Below are 15359 nucleotides of genomic sequence, written 5' to 3' on the forward strand. Positions count from 1 at the left end.
GTGAAACACCCCGCCGCAGGCCGCGGCGGGCGCGCGCCGGTGGCGGGGTCCGACCGAGTCCGAGCGGGGTCACCGGGCGCGCGGCACCGCGACGGCGTTCCGGCCTCCGCCCTCTACAGCAGCGGATCCAGAATGAAAGGCTCCTTCGGCACCCGGTAGCCGCGCCGCGCGCCGCGGCTGGTCTCGACCGGCGCCTCGGTGCCGCCCGGCGGGACCGCCGCCGCGGAGAGCTCGTCGCCGGCGCGCACCGAGGCCGGGTCCGGCTCCGGGGCGCCGCCGCCGAGGCCGACCGAGACCGGCAGCGTCCGCCGCCCGGTCGGCGCGTCCGCGCTGGCCTGCGCACCCGCCCGCGGGGCCGCCGTCTGGGGCGGCTCCAGCGCACCCCGCCGCCCGCAGGCGGAAGCCGCCAGGGCCACGAGGCCGGACACGGCGAGGAGTTTCAGGGCGGGTTTCGACAACATCGCGCGAGGGTCCGGCGGGCTCGGCACCGGCACGCGAGGGCCGGCGGGAGCGCTACCTTAGCTGTTGCCGCGTCCCGGCGCGAGCGCCCGTCCGCCACAGGCCGGCCGCGGCGCATGGTTGGGGCCCGCTCCCGCGGCTCCCGGCCCGGCCTCGACAGCCGGAAGGCGTCAGCCCCGCCGCTCCTTGCCGCCCTGCGAGCCCTGCCGGTTCTTGGCGGGGGCGTTCTGCTGCTGCTCGGCCTCGTAGGCGTCGATCGCCCGGCGGCAGTTCTCGCTGAGCTTCTTCCAGTTCTTCTGGAAGCAGGCATCGGTGGCCGGATCGTCGGGGGCCAGGTTGCCGCAATAGGTCAGGTAGTCCCCGGTGCAGTACTTCTTCAGGGTCTCGTTGCCGCGCTTCGTCTGCTGCGCGGCTGCCGGCAGCGTCAGGGCAACGGCCGCCGCGACGGCGAGGACGATCGGCTTCAGGCGCATGGGTATCCGTACCATCTGTCGAAGTTGTGAATGCAGGACGCGTCGGCGATGCGATGATGCCTTTGCGTGGTCGAAACAAGGCAGTCATCGCAGGTTTTCGGTTGCGTTCCGGTCGCCGAACCCCGTTTCGGGGGTGGATCGGCTCAGACCCGCTCGGGTTCCGGCATCGCCGCCGCGGTCCGCGGCATCCGGCCCGGGGCCGTGAGGGCCTCGGCGACCTCGACGATTCGCCGGCGGAGATCGGCGTTCTCGCGCTCGATGCCGGCCTGCCGGTCCGGCGACAGGTTTCCGGCCCGGTCGTGGCGTTCGTTCTGGCGGTCGGCCACGGTCAGGGCCAAAGCTTCCTCGGCCGCCTTCAGGCTCGCGCGCAGGTCGTCGCGCTCGGCCGCCAGCGCGGCGGCGTCCGGTGCCGGCGCCGCGCCCTGCCGGAGCGCCAGGAGACTGTCGAGCAGGTCGGCATGGGCGTCCTCGAGAGCCTGGAGCGTGGCGAGGCTCGCGCTCCCGTCCTCCCGCGCCAGCGTCAGCTCGGTCTCCAGCTCCCGGGTCTTGGCCTGGGCCTGGGCGATCTCGGCGTCGCGGGCAGCGACGTCGCGCGCCAGGGCGGCGACCCGCATCGTCCCGGCCCCGATCGCCGCCATGTCGGCCTGCCGCCGCGCCTCGACGGTCTCGACCCGGCGCTCCAACCGGCGCTGCTGCACGGCAAACTGCGCGCGCAGGAAGTCGCGCTCGGCGGCGATCTCAGCCGGCGACAGGGGCAGGCGCGCCTCGGCCCGCCGACGCTCCAGGCGCGCGGCGCGGGCATTGAGGGCCGGCAGAAGCAGCAGGCCGCACAGGCTCGCCGCCAGGAAGCCCAGCGCGAAGATCATCACCGTTTCGATCACGAGGGTGCAGCCCGCGCATCCGGCCGGAAAACCCGACCCAACTCCACTCTAGCCCAGGTTGGCCGCGAGGGTGAAATCCCGCGGGGCCGGTCAATCAGAACGCGTTCCGACGCCCTCGCGGATCCGATCGGATCAGAACGGGTTCCAAGTCGGCTCACGGGTGAACTTCAGATAGCCGACATTGATCCCGAGCCGCGCGCCGACGCCGCTGCGGATCGGCACGACGATGACCCGGTCGTTGACCACCGCGGTCATCCCGAAGCCGCCCACCAAGTAGGCGGAGCCGTCGACGCCGGCGAAGCGGCGGTACAGGTCGCGCACGTTGGGCAGGTTGTAGACCAGCATCATGGTGCGGGCGCCGTCGCCGCCGACATCGAAGCCGAGGGACGGGCCCTGCCAGTAGATGCGCCGCTTGCCGGCGTTGCGGGTGTAGAGCGTGCCCTCGCCGTAGCGGACGCCCGCCACCACGGCGCCGCCGCCCTCCTGGCCGAGGATGTAGCCGTTGGGCTCGCCCCAGCGCCGGCCCGCCTCCTCGACGGTGAGCGCGAGGCCGCGCGACACCGTGCCGAAGAACCGGTGGCCGGATTCCACGATCTCGCCGGGACGGAAGGTCTCGGGCGTGTCGAGATCCTCGCCGGCCGCGCGGGCCGCGCCCGCGGCTCCGAGGAGGGAGCCGCCGAGGGGCGCACCCAGCGCCAGGCCGAGGCCCGCGCGCAGGAGGGTGCGGCGGTCGGTGCCGCGATCGTCTCGTGCCGTCATCGTTGCCTCCTCGCCCGGTTCGATTAACGGTTCGTGCGATGGACCTGTGCCGCTCTGTCCCGCCGGGCCGGCAGAGGCCGCGCCGGGCGGATGAGTCGGACCAGCTTCTGAGGGAATCCGCAAGATGTGGTTAACGCGTCCTGACCCCGCAGTCCGCATGGCCGGGCGGTCGGGCGCGCGCGTCCGGCGGGCGGCGCTCACGCTCGCGCGGGCGGTGGGGCTGTCAGCCGCGCTGTCAGCCGCGCTGGCGGCCCTGCCGGCGGTGGCCCCCGGCCGCGCCGCCGCGGAGGAGGGCCTGACGGCCCGGACGCGGATCGAGCTGCTGACGCTCAACGGCTTCGACCCGGTCAGCTACTTCCTGGAGGGCGGGCCGCAGGCCGGTCTGGCCCGGTTCGAGCTGTCCTGGGGCGGCCAGGTCTGGCGCTTCTCCAGCAGCGCCAACCGCGCCGCCTTCCGGGACGACCCGCCCGCCTACGCGCCGCGTCTCGGGGGCTACGACGCCGCCGGGATCCTGGATGGCCGGCTGGTGGACGCCGATCCCCTGGTCTTCGCGGTGATCGACGAGCGCCTCTACCTGTTCCGGGATGCCAGGCGCCGCGCCCGGTTCCTGGCGGAGCCCGGTCTTGCCCGGCAGGCGGAGGCGGCCTGGCCGGCCGTGCGCCGCCTGCAGGATGTCCCGCCCGACGCCTCGCCCGACGCCTCGCCCAAGGTGCCGCCTACGGATGCGCCGCGCTGAGCGCCGCCGCCGGCCGGTCGCTCGCGCGGGCCGGCAGGGCGAGCCGCGGGGCCAGGGCGGGGTCCCCGAGGGCCGCGAAGGGACCGTTGCGGTGATCGGGTCCGTGCTGGCCGTAGCGGATCGGGCCGCCGCCCGGCACCACCACGCAGCCGCCCGCCGCCGCGACGATGTGGTCGCCCGCGGCCGTGTCCCATTCCATGGTCGGGCCGCAGCGGACGTAGATGTCGGCCTCGCCTGCGGCGATCAGCCCAAACTTCAGGGCGGACCCGACCTGGCGCGTCTCCACCACCGGCAGCGCCGCCAGGCAGGTGGCGGTCTCGGGATCGCCGTGCCGCCGGCTGCCCAGGGCGACGAGGCCCGTCCCCGGCGCCGCCCGCGCGCGGACCGGCCGCCCGGCCCCCGGCCGGCCCGCGATCACAGGGCCCTCCAGGGTCGCGGGTCCGGCCCACCAGACGCGGCCGAGGCCGGGGGCGGCCAGCGCGGCCGCCACCGGGCGGGCGCCCGACACCAGCGCGATGTTGACCGAGTAGTCCGGCGTCCCGGCGAGGAAGTCGCGGGTGCCGTCCAGGGGATCGACGAGGAAGAAGAGGTCGGCGGTGCGGGTCGCGTCGCTCTGGGCGCGCTCCTCGGCCACGACCGCGATCCCGGGGAAGCGCCCGGCGAGGGCCTCGACGATCAGGTCCTCGGCCTCGACGTCGGCGGCGCTGGAGGGCGAGCCGTCCGGCTTCAGGGCGTGGGGGCAGGGGCCTCGGTGGTAGCGGCGCAGGATCTCCCCCGCCGCGCAGGCGATCTCGGCGAGCGCCGCGGCGATCCGCTCACGCTCCGGTCCCGAGATCGTCGCCGCGCCCGTCATGATGCCTCCCGACACCGCCCTGAATGCCCGAGCGGGGGGGGAATGTCGACGGCCACCGGCCGGAGTGCGCCTCATCGGCGCTCCGGCGGCTCCCGCGCGGCGGCCGGCGTCCGCGCCGGCATCCGCATCGTCTGCCGGATCCGCGCTATCAGGGCCTGGCTCCGGCGACGGTGGCGGCGCAGCTCCGCCGCGAGGCCGCGCGCGTCCGGGAGGCCCACCGCCTTGGCGATCTGCCGGGACGCGGTCTCGGACGGCTCCGCGGCAGGATCGGTCATCACGAGCCGCTGCCACTGGTAGACGGCGTCGAGGAAGCCGTAGGTCTCGGCGAGGGCCTCGCCCGCCGCCGCGGGCAGGAGGCCGCGCGCCGCCGCCTCGCGGAAGAGCGACCCCGCGCCGAGGCCGATGCAGCCGGGCCAGTCGTGCGCCTGGCTCAGCACGATGGCCTGGGCGAGGAAGTCGAGGTCGAACAGCGCGCCGGGGGCGAGCTTCAGGTCGTAGGGGCCGGCATAGCCCCGCTCCCGCGCGACCAGGGCCCGCATCGCGCCCGCCTCGGCGCAGACGGCGGCGGTCTCGCGCGGCTGCCGGAGGATTCCGGCGATCGCGGCCGTGACGTCGGCCGCCAGGGTGGCGTCGCCGGCGACGACCCGGGCGCGGGCGAGCGCCATGTGCTCCCAGAGCTCCGCCTCGCCGCCGTGATAGGCCGCGAAGCCGCTGAGCTGCACGGCGGGCGGGCTGTGGCTGCCGTAGGGCCGCAGCCGCAGGTCGACCGCGTAGAGCCGGCCGCGCCGCGTGGCCGTGGTGAGCGCCGCGAACACGCGCTGCGCCAGACGGTTGTAGGCCACCACGGCGTCGAGGGGCCGCCGTCCGTCGCTGGTGCGGTTCTCCGGGTCGAAATCGTACAGGAACACGAGGTCGAGGTCGGATTCCGCGCTGAGCTGGCGGGATCCGAGGCGGCCGAGCGCCAGGATGCAGCAGCGCCCCGCCGGCACCGCGCCGTGGTCCAGGGCGAATCGGCGCTCCTCCGCCTCCAGGCTCAGGGCCACCGTGGCCTCGGCGATCGCCGCGTAGGCCTCCCCGGCCTGGCGCGGGGTGAGGATGCCCGACAGCAGGCGGGCGCCCGTAACGAAGGCCATCTGCCGGGTGGCGTCCCGGCAGCGGTCGAGGCTCTCCTCGTGGCTCGCCGGCTGGCCCAGGAGCGACCGGTACTGCGCGCGGACCTCGTCGGGATCCGTGGTCGGCGTCACGAAATCGGCGTCGAGCATGGTGTCGAGGACGTGCGGGCTCAGGCCGACCGTGTCGGCGAGGCGCGGCGCCGTCCCCAGGATGTCGGCGAACAGCAGGCGCAGGCGCTCGTGCGAGCGCAGGATGGCGAGGAGTTCGGCCACCGCGGGCATCCGCGCGAAGGCCCGGTCGAGGGCGAGGAGCGCCGCGTCGGGGTCGGCGGTGCCGCCGAGCGCGCGCAGCAGCGCCGGGAGCATCTCGGCGAGGATCTCCCGGGCCCGGCCGGTCCGCAGGGCCGGGCGGCGCCCGAGATGCCAGCCCTGCACGGTCTCCCAGGCCAGGGGCGGGCCCCGGAACCCGAAGGCGCCGAGCCGCGCCAGGGTCTCGGGATCCGGCTCGCTCTCGCCGAAGACCAGGGCGGCCCCGTCGGCGCCGGCCTCCGGCTCCGCCTCGAACAGCAGGGCGTAGTGCGCCTGGACCCGGCCGGCATGGTGGAGCAGGGCCGCCTCGAAGGCGGGCAGGTCGGGGAAGCCCGCGAACAGGGCGAGCGCGGTCAGCGCCTCGGTCCCGGTGGGCAGGCGCTGGGTCTGCTCGTCCCGGATCATCTGGATCCGGTGCTCGAGGGTGCGCAGGAACGCGTAGGCCGCGGAGAGCTCGTCCCGGGCCCGCCCGTCGATCCAGCCCTCCGCGACGAGCTCGCCGAGCATCGCGACGGTCCTGCGGCCCCGCAGGGCGGGCTTGCGGCCGCCGAAGACGAGCTGCTGGGTCTGAACGAAGAACTCGATCTCCCGGATGCCGCCGCGGCCGATCTTGATGTCGTGGCCGCCGACCGCGATGGTCTCGTGGCCGCGGACCATGTGGATCTGCCGCTTCAGGGCGTGGATCTCGGCGATGGCCGGGAAGTCGAAGTGCCGGCGCCAGATGAACGGCGCGAGTTCCGCCAGGAAGGCCTCGCCGGCCGGGATGTCACCGGCGATCGGCCGGGCCTTGATGAAGGCCGCGCGCTCCCAGTTCTGGCCGAGCGTCTGGTAGTAGTCGAAGGCGAAGCCGGTGGAGAGCGCCACCGCGGTCGAGCCCGGGTCTGGCCGCAACCGGTAGTCGATGCGGTGGACGTAGCCGTCGGCGGTCCGGTCGGCCAGGAGCTTCGCCAGCCCCTGCGCCAGCTTGACGAGGAAGGGCTTCGGATCGCCGCCGGTCGCCGCGGCGGCGGGCTCGGCCTCGTAGAAGACGACGAGGTCGATGTCGCTGGAGTAGTTCAGCTCGCAGCCGCCGAGCTTGCCCAGGCCCAGGACGATCAGGCCCGACCCGTCCTGCGGCGCCTCCGGATCCCTGGGCCGGTACCGCCCGGCCGCCATCCCCTGCCGGAGAAGCGCCTCGACCGCCCCGCTCACCGATGCGTCGGCGAAGGCCGACAGGGCGCCGGTCACCGCGTCGAGGTCCCAGCAGCCGCCGAGATCCGCCAGGGCGACCAGGAGGGCGTGGGCCTCCCGGTTGGCGCGCAGCTGCCGGCCGACCTCGGCGAGGTCGGGATTCGCCCCGCAGACGGCGCCGACGGCGCGCTGCCGCGCGATGATGTCCCGGCTCGCCGCGTCCGGCGGCTGATCCAGCAGGGCGACGAGCCGCTCGGGCGACCGGGTGGCCGCCCGCCACAGGAAGGGGGAATGATCCGCCAGGCCCAGGAGCAGCTCCCGGCAGGGCGGTGTCAGGAAGCCGGCCGGCAGCGCCGGCGCGAGCTCGGCGAGCCGGGCCCCCGCGGCGTCGGGGTCGGCGAGCCCGAGCCGGGGGCGCAGGCGCGCGCGCAGCGTCTCGGCTGGCCCGGCGGCCGCTTCCTTCGCCGATCCGTTCGGGAGACCGGTCTCATCTCTCATGCCGCATCCTCCCTGGCGCGACGGGGCCGGCATCGTAGCCGACCGGGCCGCCCGTGTCCGGTCCGGCGCGCATGGCTTGCGGCGCCCGCCGCGCGTTCACGATGCGGCCAGGACCGGGCAGCCGCGACGCGTTCGCGGCCGCGCGGGCCCGGAATGGGGGCCGTCCCGGCCTTCCGTCCGATCCGGTAACGCTTTTCAAAGCCGACCGTGGCGTCTATCCGTGCGGACCGGTCGTCGCCCCTGGTCCGGCCCGCGGGCCGCGCGGGATCCCTTCGGGCGACTCGATCGCCGCAGGGGCGGCCGAGGACCGGGCGACCGAGAACCGGGCGGCCGGGAACCGGCAGCCCCAATCGGGGCCCCGGCCCGCAGACGTCCGCACCTCAGATCCGCCCGCCCGGAGCGCACCATGTCCTCCCCGACCTCGCCCACCCTGACTCTCGACGGCCTCGACCTCGCCGCCCTGCTCTGCTCCCGCGTCTGCCACGACGTGATCAGCCCCGTCGGCGCGATCGTGAACGGGCTCGAGGTCCTGGAGGACGACCAGGACGAATCGATGCGGACCTTCGCCCTGGAGCTGATCGGGAAGAGCGCCCGTCAGGCCTCGGCGCGGCTGAAATTCGCCCGCATCGCCTTCGGGGCCGCCGGCTCGGCCGGCGCCTCGATCGACCTCGCCGACGCCGAGAGCGTGGCCAAGGGCATGTTCTCCGACGAGAAGACCAAGCTGACCTGGAGCGCCCCGCAGGCGCTGTTCCCGAAGAACAAGGTCAAGCTCCTGCTCAATCTCGTGATGGTCGCGACCTCGGCGATTCCCCGGGGCGGCCTGATCGACGTCGTCGTCTCCGGCGACGGCGAGGCGCCCACGCTGGTGCTGAAGGCCAAGGGCTCGCACGCCCGCATCCCGCCCCACGTCGAGGAGCTGATGGCCGGCAGCCCCGAGAGCGGCACCGTCGACGCCCACGGCATCCTGCCGTTCTACGCGGGCCTCGTGGCCCGGGCCGCCGCCATGGATGTCCGCTTCGCCATCGAGGGCGATGAAGTGACTATCACCGCCACGCCCGCAGTGATCGACGCGTCCGAAGACTCCGATGGAGAGGCTTCGGACACGGCGCTGGCGTGAAACTCTGAAAAAGGTGCCGCGCGGGGCCGGGATGGAAACGCTTCCCTAACCCCGCGCGAGTAAGTAGGTTGCGCGAGACCTTCTCCGCGTAACGAGTAGCGCCTATGGACGACCTGCTTCGCGAGTTTCTGACCGAGAGCGGGGAGCATCTCGACACGGTCGATGCAGAATTGGTTCGATTCGAACAGGATCCGAACAACGAGACTATTCTGCGGAACATTTTCCGACTCGTGCACACGATCAAGGGAACCTGCGGGTTTCTCGGTCTCCCGCGTCTGGAAGCTCTGGCGCACGCCGCCGAGACCTTGATGGGTCGCTTCCGCGACGGGCTGCCCGCCACGTCGGATTCCGTCACCCTGATCCTGCTGACGCTGGACCGGCTGAAGGCGATCCTGGCCGATCTGGAGGCCACCGGCACGGAGCCCTCGGGCTCGGACGACGATCTCATCTCCGCCCTGGAGCGCATGGCCGAGGGCTCGCCCGAGCCGGAGGCCGCCGCCCCGCCGCCGCCGCCCGAGCCGGTCCTGCCCGATCCGGTGGTCCGCGAGCTGAAGCCCGGCGAGGTCTCCCTGGACGACCTGGAGGCCGCCTTCCTGGCCGCTCCCGGTCCGGACGAATCGGACTTCCTCCCGCCGCCGGCCCCCGTGGCCGCGATGCCCGCCCCCGCGGCCGCCGTCGCCCCGGCGCCCGCGCCCGCCGTCAGCGCGGCGCCCAAGGCCGAGAAGATGCCCGAGCCCGTCGAGGCCGAGAAGACCGAGAAGGCTGAGCCGGCGCGCGCCGAGAAGGTCGAGGGCGCCGAGGGCGAGACGACCGCCGCCGCCAAGAACCAGACCATCCGGGTGAACGTCGACACGCTCGAGCACCTGATGACGATGGTCTCCGAGCTGGTGCTGACCCGCAACCAGCTCCTCGAGATCGCCCGCCGGCACGAGGATTCGAGCTACAAGGTCCCGCTGCAGCGCCTGTCGCACGTCACCGCCGAGCTGCAGGAAGGCGTCATGAAGACGCGCATGCAGCCGATCGGCAACGCGTGGCAGAAGCTGCCGCGCGTGGTGCGCGACCTCTCGGCCGAACTCGGCAAGCAGATCGACCTCGTGATGGTCGGCAACGAGACCGAACTCGACCGGCAGGTCTTGGAGGTCATCAAGGACCCGCTGACCCACATGGTCCGCAACTCGGCGGATCACGGCCTCGAATCGACCGCCGAGCGCGTGGCGGCGGGCAAGCCCGCCCGCGGAACGATCCGCCTCGCCGCCTACCACGAGGGCGGCACGATCACGATCGAGATCGCCGACGACGGCAAGGGCCTGAACCTCGCGGCCATCCGCAAGAAGGCCGCGGAGCGCGGGCTCGCCTCCCAGGCCGATATCGAGCGGATGACCGACGCCCAGGTCGCCAAGTTCATCTTCCACGCCGGCTTCTCGACGGCGGCGGCGGTGACCTCGGTCTCGGGCCGCGGCGTCGGCATGGACGTGGTCAAGACCAACATCGAGACCATCGGCGGCCTGATCGACATCGCCACCACGGCGGGTCGCGGCACCACCTTCACCATCAAGATCCCGCTGACGCTGGCGATCGTGGCCGCCCTGATCGTCCGGGCCGGCGAGCACCGCTTCGCCCTGCCGCAGGTGGCGGTGCTGGAGCTGGTCCGGGTCGATGCCGGGGCGCAGCGGGTCGAGCACATCAACGGCGCGCCGGTGCTGCGCCTGCGCGAGCGGCTTCTGCCGATCGTCTCGCTCACCGGCCTGCTCGGCCAGACGAGCCCGGGCGCGGAGACGGACCAGGCCGGCTTCGTGGTGGTCGCCCAGGTCGGGCGCGAGCGCTTCGGCATCCTCGTCGACGAGGTCTTCCACACGGAGGAGATCGTCGTGAAGCCGATGTCGGTGAAGCTGCGGCACATCCCGATGTTTGCCGGCAACACGATCCTCGGCGACGGCGCCGTGGTGCTGATCGTCGATCCGAACGGCGTGGCCCGTCAGGTGGCGCAGGGCGTCCAGGGCAGCGGCGGCCACATCGACGCCGACGCCGACGAGGCGGTCGAGATGGCCGACACCAAGACCACGCTCCTGGTGTTCAAGGGCGGCCAGGGCAGCTTCAAGGCGGTGCCGCTGTCGCTGGTCACCCGTCTCGAGGAGATCGAGTGCGCCAAGGTCGAGTGGCTCGGCGGCCGCGCGCTGATCCAGTACCGCGGGCGCCTGATGCCCCTGGTCCCGGCCGACGCGGCGATCACCATCAAGTCGGAGGGGACGCAGGCCCTGGTGGTGTTCTCCGACGGCGAGCGCGCCATGGGTCTCGTGGTCGACGAGATCGTCGACATCGTCGAGGAGCGCCTCGACATCGAGATCGCGGCCGACCGGTCGGACCTGATCGGCTCGGCGGTGCTGCGGGGCCGGGCGACCGACATCATCAACATCGCCCACTTCCTGCCGCTGGCCTACGACGACTGGGCGCGCGGCCTGAAGCGGCCCGAGCAGATCTCCACGGTCCTTCTGGTCGACGACTCGGCCTTCTTCCGCGACATGCTGAGCCCGGTGCTGAAGGCCGCGGGCTACCAGGTGGTTACGGCGTCGAGCGCCGAGACGGCCCTGTCGACCCTCCAGTCCGATCCGCAGATCGAGGTGGTGGTCACCGACCTGGAGATGCCGGGTCGCAGCGGCTTCGACCTCGTCGCCGCCATGCGGCGGGCCGAGCCGCGCCTCGCCGGGCTCCCGGTGATCGGCCTCACCGGCGCGATCGGCGCCGACGCGGTGGAGAAGGCGCGGGCGCTGGCGATCAGCGACCTCGTGGCGAAGTTCGACCGCAGCGGCCTGATCTCGGCGCTGGCCGAGATCGGCGCCGCCACGGTGTCGAAAGCCGCCTGAGCCGCCGCGCCGCCCGCCCCGGGCGATCGACCCCGGCCGATCGCTCCAAGCCGATCGACCCAGGCCGATCGACCCAAGCCGATCGACCCAGGCCGATCGCGACGATCGCGACGAACGAATCCGGAGAGTTCCGATGCAGGCTGCCAACGCCAACACCAGCGGCGCCCCCACCAACGGCGCCGAGACCGGCGCCACCGACGACTTCGTCACGGTCTTCGTCGGCGAGACGCTGTTCGGCCTGGCGATCGAGCGGGTCCACGACGTCTTCGTCCCATCGGGCGTGACGCCGGTTCCCCTGGCGCCGGCCGAGATCGTCGGCCTGCTGAACCTGCGCGGCCGGGTCGTGACGGCCATGAGCCTGCGCCGGCGCCTGGGCCTGCCGGACGCGGAGGCCGAGGCGGACGGCAGCAAGGCCAGCCCGAAGATGGCGATCGGCCTGGAGCAGGCCGGCGAGACCTTCGCGCTGGTGGTCGACGGCGTCGGCGAGGTGCTCAAGCTCGGCGCCGACAGCCGCGAGGCGGTGCCGATCAACCTGGATCCGCGCTTCCGCGACCTCGCCACCTGCGTCCACCGCCTCGACGGCCGGCTCCTGGTGATCCTCGACGTGGACGCGCTCCTCGGCTTCACGCCCGCCGGCGCCAAGGCGGCTTGAGGGAGAGGTCGATGAAGGCGCCCCACGAGACCACCTGCCTGGTGGTGGACGATTCCGCGGTGATCCGGAAGGTCGCCCGGCGGATCATCGAGGATCTCGGCATGAATGTCAGCGAGGCCGAGGACGGCAGCGCCGCCCTCGAGGCCTGCGCGGCCAGCATGCCGGACGCCATCCTGCTCGACTGGAACATGCCGAACATGGACGGCTACGCGTTCCTCCAGGCCCTGCGCCAGAGCGAGGGCGGGGGCGCGCCGAAGGTCCTGTTCTGCACCACCGAGAACGACGTCGGGGCGATCGCCCGCGCCCTCCGGGCGGGGGCCGACGAGTACATCATGAAGCCCTTCGACCGCGACATCCTGACGGCCAAGCTCGAACAGGTCGGTCTCGTCGCCGACGCGGCCTGATCGCCTGCTCCCTGACCCGCGGCCCGAGCCCCGCGACCCTGCACCCGAGGCAATCATCATGGCCCTGAGTCCCGCGGTCGCCCCGCTGCGCACGCCGCCAACCCAGAGCACGACCTCATCGGCCACGGCGATCCGTGTGCTCGTGGCCGACGACTCGGCCGTGGTGCGCGGCCTCGTGGCCCGCTGGATCGGCGAGGCCGGATTCGAGCTCGTCGGCACGGCTTCCAACGGCCGGATCGCCCTGGAGCTGATGGCCAAGCACGACCCGGACGTGGTCCTGCTCGACATCGAGATGCCGGAACTCGACGGCACGACCGCGCTGCCGCGCATGCTCGCCATGAGCCCGAGCGTGCAGGTCGTGATGATGTCGACCCTGACGACGCGCAACGCCGATATCTCGCTGAAATGCCTCGCCCTCGGCGCGGTGGACTACATCGCCAAGCCGGAGAGCAGCCGCGGCGTCACCACCTCGGACACGTTCCGGGTCGAGCTGATCGAGCGCGTCCGCGTGTTCGGCTCCGCCCGCGCGCGTGGCCGGCGCCCGGCCGCCGCGCCCGCCGGCCACGCGCCCGGGTACCACGCCGCGCCGGCGGCCGCACCGGCCGCGGTGCATCCGGCGCCGGCCGCGGCGGCGGCGCGCCCCGCGACTCCCTTCACGCTCCGGCCCAAGGTCCGCAACCGGACCCAGCCCCGCGCCCTGCTGATCGGCTCCTCCACGGGCGGCCCGCGGGCCGTGGGCGAGATGCTGGAGGGCATCGGCGCCGCCGCCCTGCGGCGCCTGCCGGTCCTGATCGTCCAGCACATGCCGCCGATCTTCACGGCGGTCTTCGCCGAGCACCTGGCCACCCGCACCGGGCTCCCGGCGGCGGAGGGCAAGGCCGAGGAGCGGGTCGAGCCGGGCCGCATCTACGTCGCCCCGGGCGGCCGCCACATGGGGCTGGCCGGCGGGGCCGGCGGCCCGATCATCAAGCTCACCGACGGTCCCCCGGTGAATTTCTGCCGCCCCGCGGTCGACGTCCTGTTCAAGGACGCGGCGGTGGTGTTCGGCGCCGCCACCGCGACCGTGATCCTCACCGGCATGGGCTCGGACGGGACCAACGGCGCCCGGGCGCTCACCGAGGCCGGCGGCCCGGTCCTCGCTCAGGACGAGGCCACCAGCACGGTCTGGGGCATGCCGGGCAGCGTCGCGCGGGCCGGGCTCGCCGAGGCCGTGCTGCCGTTGCCCGAACTCGCGACGGCGCTGCGCGCCCTGATCACGGGGCAGCCGGCATGACCGAGCTCGAGTTCGAATTCCTGCGCACCTTCCTGAAGCAGCGCTCCGGCCTCGCGCTGACGCCGGAGAAGCGCTACCTCGTGGAGAGCCGGCTGACCCCGGTCTGCCGCCGCTTCGGCCTCGCCAGCCTCGGCGACCTGATCGGCGCCCTCAAGCTCGCCCAGAACAGCACGATCGAGCGGGCCGTGGTCGAGGCCATGACCACGAACGAGACCTTCTTCTTCCGCGACCGGATCCCCTTCGACCTGTTCCGCGACACGCTCCTGCCGGACGTGCTGGCGCGCAATGCCGGCCGCCGCCGGCTGCGGATCTGGTGCGCGGCGGCCTCGACCGGGCAGGAGCCGTACTCGCTGGCCATGCTCCTTCAGGAGGCGGCGCCGCGGCTCGCCGGCTGGCAGGTGGAGATCGTCGCCACCGACCTGTCCACCGAGGTGATCGAGAAGGCCAAGCTCGGGCTGTACAGCCATTTCGAGGTCCAGCGCGGCCTGCCGGTGCAGTGGCTGATCAAGTACTTCACCCAGGTCGGCGAGCAGTGGCAAATCGCCCAGAGCCTGCGCAGCATGGTCGATTACCGCCAGCTCAACCTGCTGCACAGCTTCGCCTCGCTGGGCCAGTTCGACGTGATCTACTGCCGCAACGTGCTGATCTACTTCGACGCGCCGACCAAGTCCGACGTCCTGGCGCGGCTCGCGGCGCAGCTCGCCCCGGAGGGCGCGCTCCTGCTCGGCGCCGCCGAGACGGTGATCGGCCTGACCGACCGGCTCTCGCCGAACCCGAAGCACCGCGGCCTCTACGGCCACGCCGAGGCCGCGGCGCGTCCGGCCGAGGCGCCGCCGCTGCGCATGGCCGCGAGCCTCTGAGCGGCGCGACCGGGATCCCTGGTCGCGCCCCGGCTCCGGGCCGTCCCCGAGTCCGCCAGCGCGACGGGAATCCAGGCGATCCCGGAAACGCGGCCTTAAGAACCGCGTGGGTAATTTGCACACGGACCCGCCGCCGGGCGAATCCGGCTCATCCGTGACCCGAGCCTCCCATGAGTACCGTCTCGTCCACCGCGACAGCACAGCTCGCCGCGCAGCGATGGTCGCCGCCTGCGTCGCCCCAGACCCGGATATCCGACACGATCAGCAGCGCGCTGTCGGCCGGCACGATCAGCAGCACCGACGCGACGGCCCTCGCGGGCGCCCTGAGCAGCATCGATAGGAGCCTGTCGTCGACCAGCGCTGCCTCGACCAGCGCGACGAGCCGGTCCGGGCTCGACCCGTCCTCGATGAAGGACCGGATCGACGGCCTGATCGCCGATCAGGTCAGCAGCGGCAGCCTCACCGCCGACCAAGCCACGGAGCTGAAGAACCTGTTCGCCAGCCACGGCCGGAGCACCCAGAGCGCGGACGCCACCGGCGACGGGACTGGCGACGTCGCCGGCCCGGACGGCCCGCCGCCGGGGCCCCCGCCCGGCCCGGCGCCGACGGACGCTGCGGGCAGCGCCGGGAGCGGGGCGTCGGTCTCCGCGTCGGCCTCGACCTCGACTTCGACCTCGACCACCGACGCGGCGCGCACGACGAACGACCTGCTATCCACCTTCATCCAGCAGCTCCAGAGCGGCCAGTCGGGCCGCGTCGGCTACGGGGCGAGCGGCACCGCCAACAGCGGCGCCGTCTCGGCGCTCCTCCTCGACTTCCGCAGCTGAGGCCGGGGACGCGCCCGGCGGGCCTCCCGCCCGGTGCATCGCCCGCCTGCGCGCGGCCGGGGTCGACCCCGGCCGCGCGACGCGGCATCACAGCGTCGGACAGGCACGGGAGAGA

The 15359-nt window shown here is 73.6% G+C and carries 14 protein-coding genes; 8 read left to right on the forward strand and 6 right to left on the reverse strand.

Going from position 1 to position 15359, the window contains the following annotated elements:
* Positions 1 to 113 precede the first annotated feature (113 nt).
* The 4 genes from BMY19_RS24990 to BMY19_RS25005 all read right to left on the reverse strand — a co-directional run bounded on the left by BMY19_RS24990 (position 114) and on the right by BMY19_RS25005 (position 2572).
* The gene (locus BMY19_RS24990) at positions 114 to 461 is read right to left on the reverse strand and encodes a hypothetical protein (RefSeq protein ID WP_056530018.1); all 348 of its coding nucleotides are present in this window, start codon (positions 459 to 461) and stop codon (positions 114 to 116) included.
* A gap of 168 nt (positions 462 to 629) precedes the next feature.
* A complete protein-coding gene (locus BMY19_RS24995) occupies positions 630 to 932 on the reverse strand; it encodes a hypothetical protein (protein ID WP_020094369.1) in 303 nt (100 codons plus the stop codon).
* A 143-nt stretch (positions 933 to 1075) separates the two neighbouring features.
* On the reverse strand, positions 1076 to 1798 hold the full coding sequence (locus BMY19_RS25000; RefSeq protein WP_042671737.1) for a hypothetical protein: 723 nt from the start codon (positions 1796 to 1798) through the stop codon (positions 1076 to 1078).
* A 147-nt stretch (positions 1799 to 1945) separates the two neighbouring features.
* Complete coding sequence (locus BMY19_RS25005) at positions 1946 to 2572, reverse strand: DUF1134 domain-containing protein (protein WP_020094371.1); 627 nt, start codon at positions 2570 to 2572, stop codon at positions 1946 to 1948.
* A gap of 157 nt (positions 2573 to 2729) precedes the next feature.
* Between BMY19_RS25005 and BMY19_RS25010 the strand changes: the two genes are divergently transcribed.
* The gene (locus BMY19_RS25010; protein ID WP_100253278.1) at positions 2730 to 3308 is read left to right on the forward strand and encodes a YHS domain-containing (seleno)protein; all 579 of its coding nucleotides are present in this window, start codon (positions 2730 to 2732) and stop codon (positions 3306 to 3308) included.
* Here the strand turns inward: BMY19_RS25010 and BMY19_RS25015 are convergent.
* The gene (locus BMY19_RS25015) at positions 3289 to 4161 is read right to left on the reverse strand and encodes a 3'(2'),5'-bisphosphate nucleotidase CysQ family protein (RefSeq protein ID WP_091682800.1); all 873 of its coding nucleotides are present in this window, start codon (positions 4159 to 4161) and stop codon (positions 3289 to 3291) included. The two genes, BMY19_RS25010 and BMY19_RS25015, sit on opposite strands and share 20 nt — an antisense overlap.
* Positions 4162 to 4232: 71 nt before the next feature.
* Entirely contained in the window at positions 4233 to 7250 is a 3018-nt protein-coding gene (locus BMY19_RS25020) for a bifunctional [glutamine synthetase] adenylyltransferase/[glutamine synthetase]-adenylyl-L-tyrosine phosphorylase (protein ID WP_100253279.1), read from the reverse strand.
* Positions 7251 to 7656: 406 nt separating this feature from the next.
* On the opposite strand from BMY19_RS25020, the gene BMY19_RS25025 reads away from it, so the two are divergent.
* The 7 genes from BMY19_RS25025 (at position 7657) to BMY19_RS25055 (ending at position 15244) form a co-directional block, all read left to right on the forward strand.
* Positions 7657 to 8367, forward strand: coding sequence for a histidine phosphotransferase ChpT (locus BMY19_RS25025; protein ID WP_020094375.1), 711 nt, complete (start codon positions 7657 to 7659; stop codon positions 8365 to 8367).
* A 104-nt stretch (positions 8368 to 8471) separates the two neighbouring features.
* A complete protein-coding gene (locus tag BMY19_RS25030) occupies positions 8472 to 11228 on the forward strand; it encodes a hybrid sensor histidine kinase/response regulator (RefSeq protein ID WP_100253280.1) in 2757 nt (918 codons plus the stop codon).
* 133 nt (positions 11229 to 11361) lie between these two features.
* Positions 11362 to 11880: a chemotaxis protein CheW gene (locus tag BMY19_RS25035; protein ID WP_056529997.1), complete on the forward strand. Its 519-nt coding sequence runs from the start codon at positions 11362 to 11364 to the stop codon at positions 11878 to 11880.
* 11 nt (positions 11881 to 11891) lie between these two features.
* The gene (locus BMY19_RS25040; protein WP_012320961.1) at positions 11892 to 12284 is read left to right on the forward strand and encodes a response regulator; all 393 of its coding nucleotides are present in this window, start codon (positions 11892 to 11894) and stop codon (positions 12282 to 12284) included.
* A 58-nt stretch (positions 12285 to 12342) separates the two neighbouring features.
* On the forward strand, positions 12343 to 13557 hold the full coding sequence (gene cheB, locus BMY19_RS25045) for a chemotaxis-specific protein-glutamate methyltransferase CheB (protein ID WP_100253281.1): 1215 nt from the start codon (positions 12343 to 12345) through the stop codon (positions 13555 to 13557).
* A complete protein-coding gene (locus BMY19_RS25050) occupies positions 13554 to 14417 on the forward strand; it encodes a CheR family methyltransferase (RefSeq protein ID WP_020094379.1) in 864 nt (287 codons plus the stop codon). The genes cheB and BMY19_RS25050 overlap by 4 nt, the downstream gene beginning before the upstream one ends.
* Positions 14418 to 14587: 170 nt before the next feature.
* The gene (locus BMY19_RS25055; RefSeq protein WP_091981132.1) at positions 14588 to 15244 is read left to right on the forward strand and encodes a hypothetical protein; all 657 of its coding nucleotides are present in this window, start codon (positions 14588 to 14590) and stop codon (positions 15242 to 15244) included.
* The last annotated feature ends 115 nt before the right edge of the window (positions 15245 to 15359 follow it).

Source organism: Methylobacterium sp. UNC300MFChir4.1, from assembly GCF_900110155.1.
GTDB lineage: Bacteria > Pseudomonadota > Alphaproteobacteria > Rhizobiales > Beijerinckiaceae > Methylobacterium.